This is a genomic window from Candidatus Terasakiella magnetica (assembly GCF_900093605.1).
GTDB lineage: Bacteria > Pseudomonadota > Alphaproteobacteria > Rhodospirillales > Terasakiellaceae > Terasakiella > Terasakiella magnetica.
In genome coordinates this window covers 203,351-221,914 of the sequence record NZ_FLYE01000044.1, presented here as the reverse complement: position 1 = coordinate 221,914, position 18,564 = coordinate 203,351, and the positions used below count along the sequence as shown (strand labels likewise).

Below are 18,564 nucleotides of genomic sequence, written 5' to 3'. Positions count from 1 at the left end.
ACTCTGAATTGATATTCAGAATGAAGCCCCTGTCTTGGATGGTGGTTTTAGAAAGAGCTAGACCCAACTAAAACCACCAAGAGAGACCTTAAAAGTCGGCTTTATTTACGAACAGAAGGGGTTTCGACCGGAAGGCCATTACCACGCCATGTTACATAAAGTTCCAAAGCCATATATTCCGGTGAACCCGGTTTTAGTTTTGTTGCACGAATGTTGTTGTTACATCCGCGAAAACGTCTGTGTAGTGAGCCCAGTTTTTGCCACTTCAAACGGTATGTGGGGAAACCATTGGCCTGACCTTGGCTCAACAATTCCGCGCGCATATAGTTTCCGTTTTGATCAACGTGACAATGTTTACAAGCCAAATCCATTTGGCCGACACGCTTGTTATAGTATTCCATACCTTTTTCGAAATACTCTTTGGCCGGACCTTCGATATCGACTTTAACAGGCATCCCGCGTGACTGCATTTTAACCAATGCGGTCATGCCAAGAAGCTCGTCTGACTCCCATTTCCATGGTGTGGCCTGCATTCCTTCAGAGCGACACATGTTAATGCGTTTTTCCAAGTTCAACAGATCATCAACTTCAGGGTCGTACTTTGGATATTGTGTACCCACGCCCTTCATCTCAGACACATCACCATGACAGGTTTGACAGGACTTACCTGCATCACCATCAACTTTGGACCATTCTTCTTCTGACTTTTCAACCCACAAAAAAGCGGGGTTTTCAAAGTCATCGGCTTGTAAGGTGCGGGTTTCTTCACTGGCATATGTCAGGCCACTGCGTGCCTCACCATGGGCATACATTTCCATGCCTTTTTCAACTGGATCAGTCTGAGGCATGATATGAACCACATCATTCATATGACCATCTGCAAACGCATTGGATGCGCCCAGACCTAACAAGATTCCAACCGCAAGGGCGATAGGTGTTTTGGCTTTACTCATCTTCATTCGATGAACCTCCCGAAAATTATTTTTTTAAGGCTTACGCCCTTTGATTTTATTTTCACCAAAGGGCACCCCCATCTCCCCCCGAAGACGAAATTAGCCCAGTTTCATTTTCGACTTTTTGGTATAGACATCGCCATTATCGTCATACCATTTAAACTCAAACTGACCTGCTTCTGTGACCAGCATGTCGAAATCGATATACGGGTTTGCAGAAATTGACGTGAACAGATCGGCGCTCATGATGGTTTTACCGTTAAACAGCGCTTCAAATTTATTGATGATACGCTTTGGAATTTTCTTGCCGTCTTTGCCTTTGCGCTGACCAGATTCCATACGGTGGGAAATTGTTGTTTTAATCGTAACAACGTCGCCTTTTTCTGCCTTTTTCGGCGCTTTCACGCGAGGCTTAGGTGCTTTTGCCATAACTTTTAATCCTTATAATCTTCTAACAGTTAAACCTGATCAGCCGCCGCAGCCGCCGATGGTTACTTTGATTTCTTTTTCGCCTGTAAAGGTGCGACCATCATTCATCATTGCCACAGCGCGAATTTTTTGCGTTGTTGCCAGACGAACACGGAATTTCACACGTGCAGAACCAGACGCGGGCGTCAGATTAAAAGTGATAACTTCCGGTGAAGGGTTACCTTCAGCTGCCACAAAGATTGTTTTCACATATTCTTTGTCAGTCATCGGTGCATCAACAGATACTTCAACCGGAACAGTGTTCCCGTTTTCTGCGATTTCAGGACCGTCAACGGTCACTTTAGATGCTTTTGCACCCGCAGCTTTTACATTTTTGAAATAAGCATCAACATCAGCGGGTGTCGCATGAGCAGAACGGGCAAGTGTCGCAGCACCCATGGCTGCAACCGTGCCAACACCAGCGACTTTAAGTACGTCGCGGCGGCTCAGCTTTGACTTTTCAGTTACTTTGGTCATTAAAGGCCTCTCTTAAAATTTGTGAAGGTTTTCCCCTCACATCCTTGATTTACTTAAGCGTCATCAAATAAGCGATGACATCCTCGAGCTCTTGCTCGTTTAACATTGGTTTACCAACAAAACTCTTTTTGACTTGGTTCAAGCCATGGGTTTTGTAGTACGCCATCATTGGAGTATCGGGGTTGCTCAGTTTGGGGTTAACCACACGCAGGCGAATTTCGCCTTCGCTCATCCGATCAGCCACACCGTCCAAATCCGGTGCAACCTGTCCATGAAATTGTTGTTCTGGAATTGGGGCTGTGTGACATGTCAGGCAGTTGCCTTTTTTGCGATGTACAAACAGCTTTTTCCCATTTGCCGGGTTACCCGGCTTGCCCGTAAAGGACTTAGGAATAGATGTGCCGTCCACAATTGTGTAGGGCATCAAGTTTGGTTCGCTAACACGTTCTAGGCTACCTTCGGCCAGGGCAGAAGAGGTACCAAACGCAACACTACCAATGACACCGCAAGCGATGGCATAAGCAACTGTGCGCTTTAAATTACGAGATCGCATATATCCTCCCAGTTTGGTTTGGTTCATTTTTGAACCTTCTTACTTCTATCCAAAATGCCCCCTGGCTTCCCCCAATCGCACTTTGAATACTCTTACATTCTAATATTATAATAATCTAAAATTCAAGTAAATTCTGACTTCTCTCCAGTGAATTCCAGACCCCATTGATCCATAAGACTTTTTAATTGTACGGGATGGCGCTCCAAAGGCACGAAACGGTATAATGCGCTCATCACACCATCAGCGATTCCCTTTGGACGCTCTGCTAAACCTTCAAAATGAGCCTGCTCATTTCGCGGATCAATTTCACATAATTTCTCACCCTTGATCACCGAAAGACCCGGCGTCAAAAGGCCGCGCAAATGACCGGAGATTGACGCAAGGATTGTTTTACCATCCAGCTTGCCAATCTCTTCACCTGCTTTAACAAACTGCCCAATCTCAAGCTCCGTTTCAAAACGTCCCTCTTGTTGAGCACGCACGAAACGCTCCCTCCCAATACCATTAAGGCGAGGTGGTTGGGCAACAGGCTCAGCGGCAAAACCATGTGTGATGATTTTACCAAGCTCATCACCCCAGCAGCTTTCTATGACCAGATCAACATCTTCACCGGCATGGAAACTTGGCCCCACACCCACAGTCAAATCCGCCAAGCCTTTTAAAGGCTCAACCTTGGAAAATTTCTGGATACGACCATCAACAATCAGGCTTGGTTTTATGGTGGAAACCAAGGCATCAAACGGCCCACAATAAAGCGCGATTTGCGCCTCTTTTCGCGCCACAGGCAAAATATTTTCAAGGCGTTTAACAAGCCGTGCTGTTACCCCATCTAAAACCGCCTCGCCTTTCCACAGCGCATCACAAAAAGCCATGCGACGACGAATGGTTCTGGGTTGACGGTTTTCATGACAGATCACAACAAAACCAGCACGCAATAACTTCCACGCAATGGCCGAGCCCACATCCCCCACACCGCGAATAATCGCGATCGGTGATGCCTGATCAGCCTGCGTCTTTGTCATTGGATATGTGCCCCTTGTGGTCATATTCTTCTAAGACCTTTTGTTAATAGGTAGAGTCTGAATAAAGCCCATCAAGTCTTTAATGGTTTCCTCATCCAATGAGCGCCACGCGGGCATTTCTTCAGCCGGATGACCATTGAGAACTTTATGAAGGGATTTCCATGGGTCTTCATTGGCAACCCGACCCAAGGCCTTCATGGTGCGAATGGCACGACCCTTTTCACCATGGCAATTACCACAGAGTGTTGGGTAGAATTTGGTATGTTTGGTAAATTCGCTTTTAATCTTTTTAGTCTTGCTATCGATGACCTGTTCCATATCGACCTGACCTTCACTGATGAAATTGGCAAGGTCCAAAAGGTCATGCATCGATAAAACAGCACCATAACCATGATTGTCGTCTTTAAGGGTGTCAATAATCCCATTAACATCGGCCCCTTTTTGGGCTGCAATCCCTTTAATCCCGGTAAAATGCTTACCGGATTTATATTGACCGTCTTTACCTTGATAATCCCAACCGTGGCATTCTTTACAGAGCCATGTTTGTTTCGGCTTAATCTCTAATTTCATATTGCGCGGATAGGCGGGATGAACGCCAACGGGCACCGTGCGCCCTGTTTCCATAAACCAGTTATCATACAAACGCCCACCGCGCACGATGGAGACCAATGAGGCTGTTTCTGGCAAAGTCTGCATGTAGGCCAACAACTCAACAAGCATGATATCATCAAAGGCGCGCAGTGACGGCATTACCGCACCTGGATGCCCGTTAAAAATGGAATGCAGCGTCAAATAAGGTTGTTGAATTGCAAAACGACCCAAAGAGACACCCGGCAGGCTTTGCCCTTCTGCACCATGGCACATGGCACAGACCGTTTCAAAAAACGGGCGTTGGGCATGACCATTTGCGCGTGCTTTGCCTGTTTTTTGGTCGATCATCTTATCGGTATCAACCAAACCAATAGAGATAAAACGCGCCAGATCTAGTAAATCTTCTTTTTGCAGATAATACTGAAAATTATGGGTCTCATCTTTGAGAACACTCACGATAGAAGCCGGGTTATCACCCGATTTCCCCATGATCCCTTTGATAGGAGAGACACCTTTATAGTCCCATCCATGACAGGTAACACAACGCCAGCTATCAACAATCTGTTTTTCGCTTTTTGTCTCACCTGAATATTTGGGATTGGCTTTTTTAGGCGCACGCTCATCAAGCTCAATCATCCAATCGTTATAAAGACGACCACCGCGTGAGACCGATGCATCAATATTTGCATCTTGAGCCAAAACAGGAGTAGCAGCTTCACTGAAGGTCAAGGCCGTCAGGAGCGTTAATGCAGTGCCAAAGCGTTTCATAAGTTTCATTGTTTCTACCCTGCCCTGTCTCAATCTTCATAATCGCGCGGCAGTTCATGCACCACGCCTTTATGACACTGAATACAGTGCTTTCCTTCTTCCATCGCTTTTGGATGTTTGCGTCGTGCGCGTCGTCCCATATCTTCAAACGACATGGCATCAAATGAGTGACACGTTTTACATTCTTTGGATTGCGTTGTTTCCATACGCTCCCAGACGCGCTCAGCCATTTGCAGACGATGTTCTTCGAATTTTTCTTTGGTGTCGATTGTGCCTAAAATCTCATGCAACACATCTTTTGCAGCAATGACTTTGGCAATCAATTTATCCGGATAATCTTGCGGTACATGACAATCAGGACATTCAACGCGCACACCATATTCGTTCTTATAATGCAGGCTTTTCTTATATTCCTGATAGACTGTCTGTTCCATGGAATGACAGGACACACAAAATTCCATTGTGTTTGTTTTTTCAATCATGGCACCTGCTGTAACCACAAATACCAATGTTCCCAGCACGCCAACTGCAAGGCCCAACTTGACGCCACTTTTCTTTAACCAACTGAACACAGTCGTTACTCTCCCAGAGTGCGCTAGCCCCTCAGTTTGCGCATTTTCCATTTTTTTATTATTGAAGAAGAGGCAGCTTTTCGTCCCCCCAGAAGAAAAGCTGCCTGATCTTTACATCCAGAGCTTAGCCCCAGATGTCTTTACAGATGTTATCGTACCAGCTGTGAGCGTAAGCCACTTCGCGCTTACGGTCTTCAGCGGACGCATCCATTGGTGACAGACCACCTGCGCCTTTAACGCCTGCGATAATGTCTTTTTCTTTGTCATACTTGTACACAGCTGCAACCGAGAATGCCCAGTCATCAGCAGCGATTGAATAACAAGTATTCACATAAGAAGGCACACCAACTGTTTTACCGTTCAAGGCAGCCGCAATTGCCGCAGCAGTCACTTTACCTTGAGAGTTGGCCGCATAACCGGATTTCGGCATCTTAGTTGCGATGGCCGCATCACCCAGTACGTGAATGCCAGGGACTTGTTTAGATTCAAACGTCACCTTATCCACAGGACACCAACCAGACGCGTCTGTAAGGCCAGCTGCAAAAGCGATTGGACCGGCTTTTTGAGCAGGGATGAAGTTGATCACATCGCCTTTATACTCTTCAAAGTCTGTCTTCACCGCCATACCAGCAACATCAACACCTTCGATTTGGCCCGCATCAGAACCCTTGATCCATTCGATCATAGAGTTGTCTGTGCCATAACCGTAGAACTTCTTCCACGCCTGTGTGAACAGACCCTGTTTAGAGAATTTATCCTTATGGTCGATGATCAAAATCTTCGACTTTGGCTTCTCTTTCTTGAAGTAATTGGCAATCAAGCTGACACGCTCATATGGGCCAGGAGGGCAGCGGAATGGATTTGGTGGAGCAACCATTGTAAAGGTGCCACCGTCTTTCATTTCTTCCAATTGCTTGCGAAGAAGCGCTGTTTGCGGACCAGCTTTCCACGCGTGTGGAATTTTGGTTTCGGCAACATTCGCATCAAGACCATCATATTTGTCAAATTTGAAATCAACACCCGGTGCAACAACGCAACGGTCATATTCAAACGTTTGACCACCTTTGGTCATGACTTTCTTCTTGGCACCATCAATGCCAGTGACCATGTCATGAACAACTTTAACACCTGCTTTTTCCAAGCCCATATAGCCCTGTTTGATACCGTCCATAGAACGTTTACCACCCAGAACTTCGTTGCTCATAAAGCAAGTGAAGTAGTTTTTGTCAGCTTCAATCAATGTTACTTCAATGGACATGTCCATCATGCGCAAATAGTTTGCAACTGTTGCACCAGCGGGACCACCACCAACGATAACAACTTTTTTACCTGCTGCGCGGGCAATGCTTGGTGCGCTCATCACTGCAGCACCTGTAACGGCCGCTGCACCTGTCAACTGGAGGAAACTCCGGCGATTAAATTTCGTCATATTAAAAGTCTCCCTAACCTTACATCTTTGAACCGGCATAATGGATCACAGCTTCATAACCTTCTTGGCCATGATCATCCATTAGCGCCTTCATTTTTTTCTTTTGCTTTTTGCTCCACTCGCGGTCACCCGTGAAGAAATCCGCAACCATGAAACGCAAGTAATCCATTGTCTGACCAGCCATCACACCGATACCATCCGCAAGATAACCGTCTTCTTCGTGACATTTTTCACAGTAGTTCTGGAAAAGGGCACGACCTTTTTTAGCGAGTTCTGCGTCAACATCCTGTTTGTAACGCACGATTTTTTGTGCTGCGAAGTAATCAGCCATAACTTTCATTTCTTCTTCGCTATAGCCCTTAGCGATTCGGTCCATCACAGTGGATTTGCGCTCGCCACTGACATAGTCCTTCATAGAAGACATAAAGTATTCTTGTGTAATACCCGCAATTGTCGGCGTTGCCGGACCATGGCTGGACCCGTTTGTACCGTGACAACCTGCACAAGGTGCAGCAAGTGTTTCTGCGCTTGCCATGCCGGCAGATGCATCAGTTGAATAAGACGCCATTGCCAGCAGTCCTGCTGCTAATAATGTCGGCTTGAAGAAAGTGTGGCTCATACGTGCCCCCCTTTATTTTTTTGAATTTTTACTAGTTCAGTTATTATCCATAACATAGTTTTTTTCTAATTAAGTATACTTTTTTATGATGTTTTTATAATATAATTACCACACTATTTATGCAGTACAATTGGATTAATACAAAATAATAGTGTTATTGCGGTGCGCAAAAAACCGTTATTTTTCTGATAGAAGCGTGCCTTCTTAGATATTTTTTAAGCCCCTATTTAAAAATCAAGTTGTAGTTTTAGTGAAAGCACTTAAACTAAAACATTAAATACCTAGGCGACCTTGACGGGGAAGACATTCATGCCCGAAACAAAAAGAACTTGGACACTTAGAACCAAGCTGCTCGCAACCTACCTCCTTATTGTAGGTGTGAGTATGGTTGTGCTTTTCACGGCATTTGAATATCGCAATTATCACAACGCCAATAAGCGCCTACACGAACAAATCAAACAAATTGCAGAATTCCAAAGTTCCACCCTTTCCGTCCCCGTTTGGAACTTTGATGAACAATCCATTCGCTTGGCGATGAGTACACTCGCCAACAACCCCTACTTTGTCAGCGGCACTTTACTTGATGATTATGGCCATGTGCTTGAACATGTTGGCGAAGAAGGTGTAGAGCCCCATGTCCCGGAATTAAAAGTCACACGCGACATTATTTTCAGTGGTTCTGAGCGCGATGAAGTTGTGGGTAAACTTATTCTTGTTTTTGATGATGCCCAAGTTCAGGCCCAAGCAACAGAGCGCCTGATCTTTGATAGTTTCATCCTGATTTTGCTTGCTGCTTCTTTAGTTGGCGGTACGTTTGTCGCCTCCCAACGCCTCATCGGTAAGCCCCTAGACCTACTTCTTAAAGGGATTCGCCATGCCAAGGTCTCTGATGATTATGACCCTGTAAAATGGCAATCCTCAGATGAAATTGGTCAGGTTATCACTGCTTTCAACGACATGATGACCCATCAGATCGAAACTGATGCTGCACTGCGTTCTGCCCGTAACGCCGCGGTGGAGGCAGAAGCACGCGTTAAAGATGCCATTGAAAATATTTCAGAAGCCTTCGTTCTGTTTGATAATCAACAGAATCTGGTTTTATGTAATACCCGATTTAAAGATTTCTACGAATATAGTGACGAAGATATCCAAGCAGGCATTGATTACAACCGCCTGATTGAGCTGGATATCGAACGCGGCGTTGTGCCTGCGGTTGATCATTTCGGTCGATCTTATCATGACCTGCGCAGTGCCTATAACTGGGATACAAGCGGCTCCATTGAGGTTGCCCTCACCGATGGTCGCCATCTTCTTATTCGTGAAAGACCAACCCAAGCAGGCGGGCGCGTAGGTATCCAGACCGACATTACCGAGATCAAACGTGCAGAGCGTGAATTGCGCCGTGCCCGTGATGAGCTGGAACACCGCGTTGAAGAACGCACACACGAGCTTCAAGCCGCCACAACGGATGCCAAGAAAGCCAACCGGGCAAAATCTGAGTTCCTGTCACGCATGAGCCATGAGCTGCGCACACCGCTTAATGGTATTCTTGGCTTTGCCCAGTTGTTGTTGATGGATCAGCGCCACCCGCTTTCTGATAAACAATCTGAATATATCGAGCATGTTCTAAAAGCTGGTAACCTGCTTTTGGAACTGATCAATGAAGTGCTTGATCTGGCAAAGATCGAATCGGGCCGTATCAGTCTTTCTATTGAGAATATCGACCCAAGTTCTGTTGTAAGTGAATGTGTGGATATGATTGATGCTTATTCAGCAGAACAAAATATCACCATTACTCGTACGGGCAGTGACTTTGCTGAACATTATGTCACGGGGGATTTCACCCGTTTAAAACAGGTTGTTTCCAACCTTCTTTCCAACGCCATTAAATATAACATTGCCAATGGTAAAGTTATTCTCGATAGCTCTCCCGGTCCCCAAGGGTTCTGGCGCTTTACCGTTACAGATACGGGCTATGGCATTGAAGAAAAAGACCAAGAACAGCTTTTCCAACCCTTTAACCGTCTCAATGCTGAAAATACGGACATTGAGGGTACGGGCATTGGCCTAACCATCACCAAGCACTTGGTTGAAATTATGGGTGGTGAAATCGGTGTGGATAGTAAACTGGGTGAAGGTTCCACATTCTGGGTGGATATTCCCGTTTCAGATGAAGAGATCGTGCGTGATATCCCTGAACTCCCCAGCGATATTGAACATAGCCCCAAACGCCTTGATGGCGTCAATACCATTCTCTATGTGGAAGACAACCCCGCAAACATGCGTTTAATGCGTGAACTTCTCACACAATTGCCCCGCACAAACTTTGTAGAGGCTGGCACGGCTGAAGAAGGTCTGGAACTGATCAAGCAGGACAAACCCGACCTTGTGTTGATGGATATCAACTTACCGGGCATGGATGGTTTTCAGGCTTTTGAAGTCATGCGTGATGACCCTTATATGGGCGACATCCCCGTTATTGCACTAACGGCTAACGCCATGCCACGCGAAGTGGAAAAGGGCCGTGAACTCGGCTTTAAATCTTATCTGACCAAACCCATTGATGTGGCTGCCACCTTGGCAGAAATCACCCGCGTTCTTGAAGAGAGCGAAGTCTAAAGCTCGCTTTCTTCCTTACTTCTCACCTTCATGTAAGAATTCATGCACGCCTTTAATGGTATCAGCAAGGCCCGTGCGGATCACTTCCACCCCTTCCGGAAAAGCGCCTAACATGCGCGTTGGGGTCTGGCGGTCCAACATGACAAAAACACCACGATCGGATTTGCGCCGAACCAAGCGGCCAAAGGCCTGTTTCATGCGCAAGCGCGCAATCATCTCATCATAAGAGCGCGCTGGAAAAGAGCGTTTGCGCGCTTTGTGTAAAATAGTGGGGCGCGGCCAGGGCACACGATCAAACACAATCAAATGCAACGCATCACCGGGCACATCCACCCCATCGCGCACCGCATCCGTACCCAACAGGCAACTGCTTTTCTCACCCTTAAAAATATCAATGAGCGTCCCTATATCCATGGCATCCATATGTTGGGCCAAAAGCTGAATGCCCGTGCGATCCAGTGGTTCAGCAATTTTTTGATAAACGGCTTTTAACCTGTTTACCGCTGTAAACAAACCAAGCCCACCGCCGCCACCAGCAATAAACAGCTCACGATAAGCACTGGCGATCTGATCCAGATTATCTTTGCGAATATCATCCACAATATAAACACGGGTCTGTTTAGGATAATCAAAGGGTGATTTCACATCATGCATGATCGCAGGTTTTGCCAGATGCGACACCCCTGTGCGCGCAGCAGCTACCTTCCAGTCGGCTTCAACATCCCCACTGCCATCGCGCAAGGTGGCAGAGGTAATGCCCACCCCATGGGATTTTTCCACAACCTCTTCCACAAAAGGAATGGTCGGGTCCACCCAATGGCGATGCATGCCCACATCCATATCGCGCCCTTCAATGCGATCCACACTATACCAATCCACAAATTGGGGCGGGGTTTCATTAAACAAACTATCAAGCATGGAACACCAGGCCAAAACCTGTTGCACCCCACGGCGCTCTAGGCTCGCACACGTCGCTTCAATACGTTGGCGGTTGGCTGTGTCCAGCTCATCAGCTTCCTCATCCATCAAGGCCATCATGCCCTTGATCAGGCTTTGCAGTGGTGCCCTGATTTTATCCAAGGCTGTTTTTAAACGCTCTGCACTTTCGAGCAAGCCTTCAACAGGCTGTTCGATCCCGCATTCAAGGCTGAAAGGCGAATCGCTATTATTATCGCGGGCATAGACCTGCTGGCGCATACGGCGCAAGAAATCTTCAAACGGACCCATGGGCTCCCCGCCGGAAATACGTTGATGCCAGCTTGGACCGGGCAACACACGGGCATGATGAAGCACCGCATCCAAGGCCTCTTCCATCTCGCGTCCTGCCACCAGATCATCAATCCGTGCCTTAAGGCCGCGCGCACGTGAACGGCTACTTTCTTCAGCGCCTAATAACCAACGTCTTAAATCTGCACCTTCTTGGCCTGATAAATGGGCGGAAAATGCCTTATCTGCCGCATCAAAAACATGATGACCCTCATCAAAAATATAACGCGTCGGCATGAGGTTTTCTTCCACCCCGCCAAGTGCGGCCTGTATCATCACAAGGGCGTGGTTAGCCACCACCAGCTCAGCACGGCGTGCACGGCGCACCGTCTTTTCGATAAAACATTTAGAATAATGTGAACAGCTGGAATAAACGCATTCCCCGCGCGTATCGGTCATATCCACCGTTAAGCGCGCGCCCAATAGTTCTTTTAACCATGAGGGAAAATCCCCACCGATCATATCGCCATCGCGCGAGGCCAAGGCCCAACGTGCCATCAAGCCCAATGCAGGCGCATCATCACTGCGCAGGCGCAGACGTGAGACCGCTTCTTCAAAATTAAGCAGGCAAAAATAGTTTTCGCGGCCCTTTCGAATAACCACTTTGCGCTTTTTTTCTTTTGGATCATCAAACAGGCGATCCAGCTCTCCATCTAATTGGCGCTGAAGGTTGCGCGTATAGGTACTGATCCAGACTGCGCCCTGATTTTTCTTCGCCCAAACACTGGCTGGTGCAATATAGCCCAAGGTCTTGCCAACACCCGTTCCAGCCTCAACCAAAGCCATGGCAGGCTCGCCTGCTGCATTAGGGGCTTGAAAAGCTTCACACATGGACGCGGCATAATCTTTTTGCTCTCCACGTTCTTCTGCCCCTGCACCCAACAGCATGTCTAGGCGCGCACGGGCTTCAACGGGCTCAACAGGCAGATGACCGGGCGGGGGTGGCGCAGCACTTTCCACCCATTCCTTTAACTTATGCCAAATCTGTAAAGAGCGCAGTAACGCACCGCTATGGGGTGCATCAGGATTTGCAACGCCTAAGCCCTTTAAAACGATAGAGCCCCATGTCCAACCACCTGCTTTCATGGCCCAGGCAAGAGTCTGAATATCCTTTGTGGAAATTTTAGCCAGCTCACCTAACAACAAGGCACAGGCCTCGCGCAGGGTTTCGACCTCATCTTCCAGCGTCTTTGGACTTTTAAGCCCTAAAGCATCGGCAAGGCCGCGTGGTGTGGGCAGGCAAAACTGGGCTGGGCGCACAAAGGCAAAAAGCTCTAAAATATCGAGACGGGGAAACGGGCCACAACGCAGGCGCCGCGCAGTTGCAAGGGCATGAAGGACTAAAACAGGGACTTCACTGGTGGAGAGACGCCGCGCGCCTTCTTTAAGGGAAAGTGTTTCAAGCTCACCTTCTTGGCTCAACCACGCACAAGAGCGCACATGCGTCACCAAAACAGGGACAGCAGGAATGCGAATCGGGGGAGCTTCAGCGCGCAAGAGGTCGTTCTCAACAGTCATGGCGACACAATAGCCTGCGTGACCTGCAAATTCCAGTATCAGCTTTAAGCAATAATACTTTTTTTAAACCCCAGACATGCCAATGGGTGCCAAGCCAATTCTTGAGCACCACTTAAAACCTAGAACTTAACTTAAAAAGCCTTATTCAGACCCTTCGTCACCACCAATACCATCGGCATTCTGTTCGCGGTTTACTGGATCACTTTCTTTCTCACGGATTTTATCAGCAAGGCGGGATTCAAAAGTTCTGAAAACCACAACTTCATCCTCATTACCGATATTGGCTGAAAGCATATCAATCACAACTTCACGAACGGCATCAAACATATAGTCTTCTTTACCAATGTTTTCACCAGGAAGTGGCTTGTGATGCTGACCCATAATTTCACGGGCCTTATCTTCATCCATGCCAAGAACTTTCATCAGCTCAACTTCGTCTTGAGCTGCCTTTAGTTTTTCGGCTGTTGAGATAGCGATTCCAATACTGACAATATCTTCAACCTCGGCTGCATGACCGCTGCCTTGTTGATATCCTTGATTGCCGCTACTGTCGGCTTGTAGTCCATCCGGGGCTTGGACCACATCGACGCGTCCATCGCTGGACGTAATTGTCATGTTGTTACCCATCGGAGTTCTCTCCTAATAAAAAATACATTCTGTTGTGCACTATTATGGAATCTTTTTAGATAAATTTCAAGTTTTCCATTACAGCATTTGGATAAGGGTACATTTTATGCACCCCGTAGGCTTGTAACTATTGACGAAACATATGCTTCGCCTTAGTTTTGCCAACCCCTTAATATAGGGGCTTCCAAATGTAAAGATTTAGTTTTTAAGGAAATTTGCAAAATGCCGTCAGATGCACCTGCACTACACGCGCGCGAAGCCGCACATCACTCTAAAGCATGGCCCTTTGTTGAGGCTCGCAATATCCTTAAACGTCTTAATGGTAAGGTGCCTGAAAAGGGCTATGTCCTTTTTGAAACAGGCTACGGCCCTTCTGGCTTGCCTCATATTGGCACCTTTGGTGAAGTTTCGCGCACCACAATGGTCATGCGCGCCTTTCAAATCCTCTCAGACGGTATGCCAACCAAACTGATCGCATTTTCAGATGATATGGACGGCTTGCGCAAAGTTCCGGACAATATCCCCAATAAAGAATTGCTTGAACCCCATCTGGGCAAGCCGCTCACGGTCGTGCCTGACCCGTTTGGCACACACCCAAGCTTTGGCGAGCATAACAACAACCGCCTGTGTAACTTCCTTGACCAGTTTGGTTTTGACTATGAATTTCGCAGTGCGACCCAATGTTATAAAGACGGCCAGTTTGACGAAACGCTTCTTTCTATTTTGCGCAATCATGAAGCTGTGTGTAACGTTATTCGCCCCACATTGGGGGAAGAGCGCCGCGCAACCTACAGCCCGTTGCTGCCTGTTGATGCAGAAAGTGGCAAAGTTCTTTTGGCAAAAGTGGTGGATACCAACCCGGATGCGGGCACCATGGTTTACCTCAATGAAGCAGGTAAAGAAGTAGAAACCAAAGTCACTGGCGGTGCGGTTAAATGCCAATGGAAAGCCGATTGGGCCATGCGTTGGACCGCATTGGGCGTAAATTATGAGATGGCTGGTAAGGATTTGATCGATTCGCAAAATCTTTCATCCAAAATCTGCCGTGCGATTGGCGGTAAGCCCCCTGTACAATTTACTTACGAGCTGTTCCTTGATGAAAAGGGTGAGAAAATCTCCAAATCAAAAGGCAATGGTCTTTCTATGGAAGAATGGTTGCGCTACGCCCCGCCTGAAACGCTTTCCTATTTCATGTATCAAAAACCAAAAACAGCAAAACGCCTGCATTTTGATGTGATCCCAAAAGCGGTTGATGAATATGTTAACCACGTTCAAAAATTCGATTCGCTTGAAGATGCTAAAAAACTGGATAGCCCGGCATGGCATGTCCATAATGGTCACCCACAGGCTGACAGCCACTCCTTAAGCTTTAACATGTTGCTCAACCTCGTTTCTGTTCTTCACACAGAAGACAAGAATGTGATCTGGGAATTCATCAAAAGCTATAATTCTGATGCCTCAGCTGAAAACAGCCCGGTTCTGGACCAGTTGGTGGGTTATGCGATTAACTATTACCAAGATTTCGTAAAACCCAACAAAAAGTTCCGCAAACCTACTGATGGTGAACTTGCTGCCCTGCAAGACCTGAAAGCCAAGCTTGAAGCTCTTGGGGCAGATACATCCGGTGAAGATGTTCAAACCGAAGTTTACACGGTTGGTAAAGAACATAACTATGAGAACCTGCGTGAATGGTTTGGTTGCCTTTATGAGATTCTGCTCGGTCAGGAAACAGGCCCACGCATGGGCTCTTTCTTTGCCCTTTACGGCCTTGATAAAAGCTGTGAGTTAATCGGTAAGGTGCTGGCTGGTGAAAGCCTTGATGGCTAAGGCTCAACAAGCTTAATTTAAAAAAGAGGAGGTGCATTTTGCCTCCTCTTTTTTTGTTTAAGAATTGCTCGCCATTGAGAAGTTAGATTTCCCCGAATGTTTAACCTTATACATGGCCTCATCGGCATTATGGATAAGTTCTTCCGGGTCCACCCCATCATCGGGATAAACCGCAATTCCCACACTGGCCCCTACTTGCGCTGTTTTCTCACCATGGTGAATTTCCCGTGCCGCCTGCTCAACAATGGCCTGTGCAACATCATAGGCATTTTCAGGCGCATTTAGATTGGGCAAAATAACCAAGAACTCATCTCCGCCAATGCGCGCTACCGTATCGGTTTCACGCACACATTGGTTTAGGCGTCCGGCAATCTCTTTTAGAACCTGATCACCTGCCTTATGGCCGAGCGTGTCATTAACCGCCTTAAAACCATCCAAATCGATAAACAGGACGCAGACAAACGTCTTATTACGTTTTGCCAAGGCAATATCATGCTGCAAACGGTCCATCCCCAAGCGCAAAGAAGGTAGGCCCGTTAAAGCGTCATGGTTGGCGAGAAATTCAATTTTCTTCTGCGCATCTTTTGCCTTGGTTATGTCATCGGCAATACCGCGATAGCCTTGAAACTTTTGATTACTATCAAACATGGGGCCGCCACTGGCCGTCCAATAATGGGTTTTGCCATTTTTATCCTCGACTTTAAATTCGATATTTCTAAACGGCTCACGTTTTCTGATGACATTTCCAAAGCTTTCTTTGTCGTCATCTTTTTCAATTTTCCAAGCTAAATCCTTAAGGGATTTTCCTACCGTTTCTTCCGGCAGGCTTAAGTTTCGCTCACTGCCTTCTTCAACAGCTGAGGTAAAAGATAAAATATGCTCATTATCGGTTTCCCAAAACCAATCAGACGCCGCATTGGCAAAATCACGAAACCTTTGCTCGCTATATTGAAGCTGGCTCACCAAATGCATCCGGCTTGAGGCAGCTTCCTGATATTTTGAAAACAACAGCAATGAAGTGATCAGCAAAGCCAATGCAGGAATAAGAACAACCAAGACCCATGAGTTTTCCTCCAGATAACCAGACAGAAGATCATCTCTTGAATAAAATGAAATCACCTTCCAACCTGAGACTGCCGATTCTAAACCATAAAGCTCTAACGAGGCCCCTCTATTTGTGACAAAAGAGCGACTAGGGCCTTTGGTAATATCCTCACCCTGTAAAAATTTTGCGATTTCTAAAAGCTGCCCTTGCAAACTCTCGCTTGATTGAAAAATCACATCACCTTTTCGATTTACAATCCCCACCCCATTCCATGACGCGATTGTCACTTCGCGCCAGACCTGTTGAATTTCCTGCGTGCGAATAGATGCCCCGAGCAAGCCATCAAAACGTCCCTCTTTAAGGATAGGAATAACCAGTCCGGTTACATGTTCCTTACTAATGGGGCCAATGTGCGGGTCCATCACATAATGGAGTTGGCCTTGTTTCAGCAATTGGAAAAAAGGCAAATGTGAAATAGAAGGCGGCTTTTCGCGGTTAAATTTTTGCCCTGAGGCAAAAAACAATCCGCTTTTATCTACAGCTGCGAAATTTTCAATAAAGGGATAGGTCTCATTCAATCGATTGAACAAGTTTGAACAGGCGTCAGTCTCTTTGGTTAAAACACACCTATGTTCACGCAAGGCGCTGAATATTTTCTTGTAGGTAATAAAATACTGATCTGTCGCTTTCTCAATCAAAGCCCCATTGAGCCGGACCGTCTCAGCAATTTTATGGCGATAATTTAGAAAATCATTCACGACGAATGAAATGATTATGACACTCAGCGTAATAAAGCCCAATGTCACAAAAATACGCTGAATGCTTTGGTTCATATCCGCCCCCCTTTAAGAGTATATAGATGGGAACCAAAATTAGCTCTTCAACGAAAAGTAAGAGCGCTTACCTTTTATGGTGTTATTCGTTCATAAACAACAAAGCTATAATCCGGCTTTTTCTCGCCATCGCCTTGATGGTCTTCTCGTGAGACTTCTTTCCACACGGCATCATCCAATTTAGGGAAAAAGGCATCAGCCTCGTAAGTGTCATGCACTTCGGTGATGTGGATACGCTCAGCATATTGCATAGACTGTTCATAAATGGTTGAACCGCCAACAATGAAAATCTCTTCGCTTGCATTATCACTGGCTAGATTAAGTGCGCCACGCAGGCTATTAACCGTTGAAACCCCTTGTGCAAACCAGCTTTTATCCCGTGTGATCACCACATTTAAGCGACCGGGTAAGGGGCGACCGATGGACTCATAAGTTTTGCGCCCCATGATAATCGGCTTGCCCATGGTGGTGGCTTTAAAATATTTGAAGTCTTCCGGGATATGCCAGAGCATTTTGTTGCCTTTACCAATGGCACCATTTTCAGCCACGGCAACAATCATGGAGATCAGCATCAGACCGCCACCGGGGCAGAAATATGACCTTGCGGGTTATAATCCTCCAACTCAAAATCATCATAAGTGAAGTCAAACAAATCACTCACATCAGGATTGATTTTCAATGTGGGCAACGTGCCCGGTGTGCGCGAAAGCTGAAGCTCGGTCTGTTCCATATGGTTGGAATAAAGATGGGCATCCCCAAAAGTATGGATAAATTCACCCACTTCAAGATCGCAGACTTGGGCAATCATCATGGTCAGTAAGGCGTAAGAAGCGATATTAAACGGCACGCCCAAGAAAATATCAGCGCTGCGCTGATAAAGCTGACAAGACAGTTTGCCATCAGCCACATAAAACTGGAAAAGACAATGACACGGCGGTAAAGCCATATCTTCAATATTTGCCACATTCCATGCAGAGACAATCAGGCGGCGCGAATCAGGCGTGTTTTTAATCTGCTCAATCAGCTTCTTGATCTGATCCACATGCCCCCCATCAGGTGTGGGCCATGAGCGCCATTGATAGCCATAAACAGGCCCAAGATCACCCTTTTCATCGGCCCATTCATCCCAAATAGAGACCTTATTGTCCTTGAGGTATTTAATGTTTGTGTCGCCTTGCAAGAACCATAAAAGTTCATGAATGATGGAGCGCAAATGCAGCTTCTTGGTGGTCAGGCATGGGAATCCTTTGCTCAGATCAAAGCGCATCTGGTAGCCAAACACACTATAGGTGCCGGTTCCTGTGCGGTCACTCTTAAACACACCGGTGTCGCGCACATGGCGCATAAGATCGAGATACTGCTGCATGGATGCCTTAA

Annotated in this window: 16 protein-coding genes; 2 read left to right on the top strand and 14 right to left on the bottom strand. The window is 46.7% G+C overall.

Annotated elements, in window-relative coordinates; genetic code table 11:
* Nucleotides 1-101 precede the first annotated feature (101 nt).
* From soxA to MTBPR1_RS13180, 9 genes are all read right to left on the bottom strand, one after another.
* Entirely contained in the window at nucleotides 102-959 is an 858-nt protein-coding gene (gene soxA / locus MTBPR1_RS13220) for a sulfur oxidation c-type cytochrome SoxA (protein WP_069189481.1), read from the bottom strand.
* A gap of 93 nt (nucleotides 960-1,052) precedes the next feature.
* The gene (gene soxZ, locus MTBPR1_RS13215; protein ID WP_069189480.1) at nucleotides 1,053-1,382 is read right to left on the bottom strand and encodes a thiosulfate oxidation carrier complex protein SoxZ; all 330 of its coding nucleotides are present in this window, start codon (nucleotides 1,380-1,382) and stop codon (nucleotides 1,053-1,055) included.
* 39 nt (nucleotides 1,383-1,421) lie between these two features.
* Nucleotides 1,422-1,898: a thiosulfate oxidation carrier protein SoxY gene (gene soxY / locus MTBPR1_RS13210; protein WP_069189479.1), complete on the bottom strand. Its 477-nt coding sequence runs from the start codon at nucleotides 1,896-1,898 to the stop codon at nucleotides 1,422-1,424.
* 49 nt (nucleotides 1,899-1,947) lie between these two features.
* Nucleotides 1,948-2,451 carry a sulfur oxidation c-type cytochrome SoxX gene (gene soxX / locus MTBPR1_RS13205; protein WP_069189524.1) on the bottom strand — a complete coding sequence of 168 codons (504 nt, stop codon included), beginning with the start codon at nucleotides 2,449-2,451 and terminating at the stop codon, nucleotides 1,948-1,950.
* A 122-nt stretch (nucleotides 2,452-2,573) separates the two neighbouring features.
* A complete protein-coding gene (locus MTBPR1_RS13200; protein WP_069189478.1) occupies nucleotides 2,574-3,473 on the bottom strand; it encodes a hypothetical protein in 900 nt (299 codons plus the stop codon).
* 30 nt (nucleotides 3,474-3,503) lie between these two features.
* Nucleotides 3,504-4,841: a c-type cytochrome gene (locus tag MTBPR1_RS13195; protein ID WP_069189477.1), complete on the bottom strand. Its 1,338-nt coding sequence runs from the start codon at nucleotides 4,839-4,841 to the stop codon at nucleotides 3,504-3,506.
* 20 nt (nucleotides 4,842-4,861) lie between these two features.
* A complete protein-coding gene (locus MTBPR1_RS13190) occupies nucleotides 4,862-5,404 on the bottom strand; it encodes a NapC/NirT family cytochrome c (protein WP_069189476.1) in 543 nt (180 codons plus the stop codon).
* A 124-nt stretch (nucleotides 5,405-5,528) separates the two neighbouring features.
* Nucleotides 5,529-6,833, bottom strand: a complete 1,305-nt coding sequence (locus tag MTBPR1_RS13185; RefSeq protein WP_069189475.1) for an NAD(P)/FAD-dependent oxidoreductase — start codon at nucleotides 6,831-6,833, stop codon at nucleotides 5,529-5,531.
* A gap of 19 nt (nucleotides 6,834-6,852) precedes the next feature.
* On the bottom strand, nucleotides 6,853-7,452 hold the full coding sequence (locus tag MTBPR1_RS13180; protein ID WP_069189474.1) for a c-type cytochrome: 600 nt from the start codon (nucleotides 7,450-7,452) through the stop codon (nucleotides 6,853-6,855).
* A 309-nt stretch (nucleotides 7,453-7,761) separates the two neighbouring features.
* Here MTBPR1_RS13180 and MTBPR1_RS13175 point away from each other — a divergent pair, with 309 nt between their 5' ends.
* The gene (locus MTBPR1_RS13175; protein WP_069189473.1) at nucleotides 7,762-10,071 is read left to right on the top strand and encodes an ATP-binding protein; all 2,310 of its coding nucleotides are present in this window, start codon (nucleotides 7,762-7,764) and stop codon (nucleotides 10,069-10,071) included.
* Nucleotides 10,072-10,086: 15 nt separating this feature from the next.
* Here the strand turns inward: MTBPR1_RS13175 and MTBPR1_RS13170 are convergent, their stop codons facing one another.
* Both MTBPR1_RS13170 and MTBPR1_RS13165 read right to left on the bottom strand, forming a co-directional pair.
* Nucleotides 10,087-12,855, bottom strand: a complete 2,769-nt coding sequence (locus tag MTBPR1_RS13170) for an ATP-dependent DNA helicase (RefSeq protein ID WP_069189472.1) — start codon at nucleotides 12,853-12,855, stop codon at nucleotides 10,087-10,089.
* A 141-nt stretch (nucleotides 12,856-12,996) separates the two neighbouring features.
* Nucleotides 12,997-13,470, bottom strand: coding sequence for a hypothetical protein (locus MTBPR1_RS13165; RefSeq protein WP_165602674.1), 474 nt, complete (start codon nucleotides 13,468-13,470; stop codon nucleotides 12,997-12,999).
* A gap of 234 nt (nucleotides 13,471-13,704) precedes the next feature.
* Between MTBPR1_RS13165 and MTBPR1_RS13160 the strand changes: the two genes are divergently transcribed.
* A complete protein-coding gene (locus tag MTBPR1_RS13160; protein ID WP_069189470.1) occupies nucleotides 13,705-15,309 on the top strand; it encodes a lysine--tRNA ligase in 1,605 nt (534 codons plus the stop codon).
* A 57-nt stretch (nucleotides 15,310-15,366) separates the two neighbouring features.
* Here the strand turns inward: MTBPR1_RS13160 and MTBPR1_RS13155 are convergent, their stop codons facing one another.
* From MTBPR1_RS13155 to MTBPR1_RS13145, 3 genes are all read right to left on the bottom strand, one after another.
* On the bottom strand, nucleotides 15,367-17,187 hold the full coding sequence (locus tag MTBPR1_RS13155; RefSeq protein WP_069189469.1) for a diguanylate cyclase domain-containing protein: 1,821 nt from the start codon (nucleotides 17,185-17,187) through the stop codon (nucleotides 15,367-15,369).
* A gap of 74 nt (nucleotides 17,188-17,261) precedes the next feature.
* A complete protein-coding gene (locus MTBPR1_RS13150) occupies nucleotides 17,262-17,759 on the bottom strand; it encodes a dihydrofolate reductase (RefSeq protein ID WP_069189468.1) in 498 nt (165 codons plus the stop codon).
* The gene (locus MTBPR1_RS13145) at nucleotides 17,759-18,553 is read right to left on the bottom strand and encodes a thymidylate synthase (protein WP_069189467.1); all 795 of its coding nucleotides are present in this window, start codon (nucleotides 18,551-18,553) and stop codon (nucleotides 17,759-17,761) included. Before MTBPR1_RS13145 ends, MTBPR1_RS13150 begins: the two co-directional genes overlap by 1 nt.
* Nucleotides 18,554-18,564: the final 11 nt, after the last annotated feature.

Excerpts from the sequence above, each read along its gene's own strand:
- MTBPR1_RS13180 (WP_069189474.1), bottom strand. The coding sequence starts at position 7,452 with ATGAGCCACACTTTCTTCAAGCCGACATTATTAGCAGCAGGACTGCTG.
- soxY (WP_069189479.1), bottom strand. The coding sequence starts at position 1,898 with ATGACCAAAGTAACTGAAAAGTCAAAGCTGAGCCGCCGCGACGTACTT.
- MTBPR1_RS13165 (WP_165602674.1), bottom strand. The coding sequence starts at position 13,470 with ATGACAATTACGTCCAGCGATGGACGCGTCGATGTGGTCCAAGCCCCG.
- MTBPR1_RS13160 (WP_069189470.1), top strand. The coding sequence starts at position 13,705 with ATGCCGTCAGATGCACCTGCACTACACGCGCGCGAAGCCGCACATCAC.
- MTBPR1_RS13200 (WP_069189478.1), bottom strand. The coding sequence starts at position 3,473 with ATGACAAAGACGCAGGCTGATCAGGCATCACCGATCGCGATTATTCGC.
- soxX (WP_069189524.1), bottom strand. The coding sequence starts at position 2,451 with ATGCGATCTCGTAATTTAAAGCGCACAGTTGCTTATGCCATCGCTTGC.
- MTBPR1_RS13145 (WP_069189467.1), bottom strand. The coding sequence starts at position 18,553 with ATGCAGCAGTATCTCGATCTTATGCGCCATGTGCGCGACACCGGTGTG.
- MTBPR1_RS13150 (WP_069189468.1), bottom strand. The coding sequence starts at position 17,759 with ATGCTGATCTCCATGATTGTTGCCGTGGCTGAAAATGGTGCCATTGGT.
- MTBPR1_RS13195 (WP_069189477.1), bottom strand. The coding sequence starts at position 4,841 with ATGAAACTTATGAAACGCTTTGGCACTGCATTAACGCTCCTGACGGCC.
- soxZ (WP_069189480.1), bottom strand. The coding sequence starts at position 1,382 with ATGGCAAAAGCACCTAAGCCTCGCGTGAAAGCGCCGAAAAAGGCAGAA.
- MTBPR1_RS13155 (WP_069189469.1), bottom strand. The coding sequence starts at position 17,187 with ATGAACCAAAGCATTCAGCGTATTTTTGTGACATTGGGCTTTATTACG.
- MTBPR1_RS13185 (WP_069189475.1), bottom strand. The coding sequence starts at position 6,833 with ATGACGAAATTTAATCGCCGGAGTTTCCTCCAGTTGACAGGTGCAGCG.
- soxA (WP_069189481.1), bottom strand. The coding sequence starts at position 959 with ATGAAGATGAGTAAAGCCAAAACACCTATCGCCCTTGCGGTTGGAATC.
- MTBPR1_RS13175 (WP_069189473.1), top strand. The coding sequence starts at position 7,762 with ATGCCCGAAACAAAAAGAACTTGGACACTTAGAACCAAGCTGCTCGCA.
- MTBPR1_RS13170 (WP_069189472.1), bottom strand. The coding sequence starts at position 12,855 with ATGACTGTTGAGAACGACCTCTTGCGCGCTGAAGCTCCCCCGATTCGC.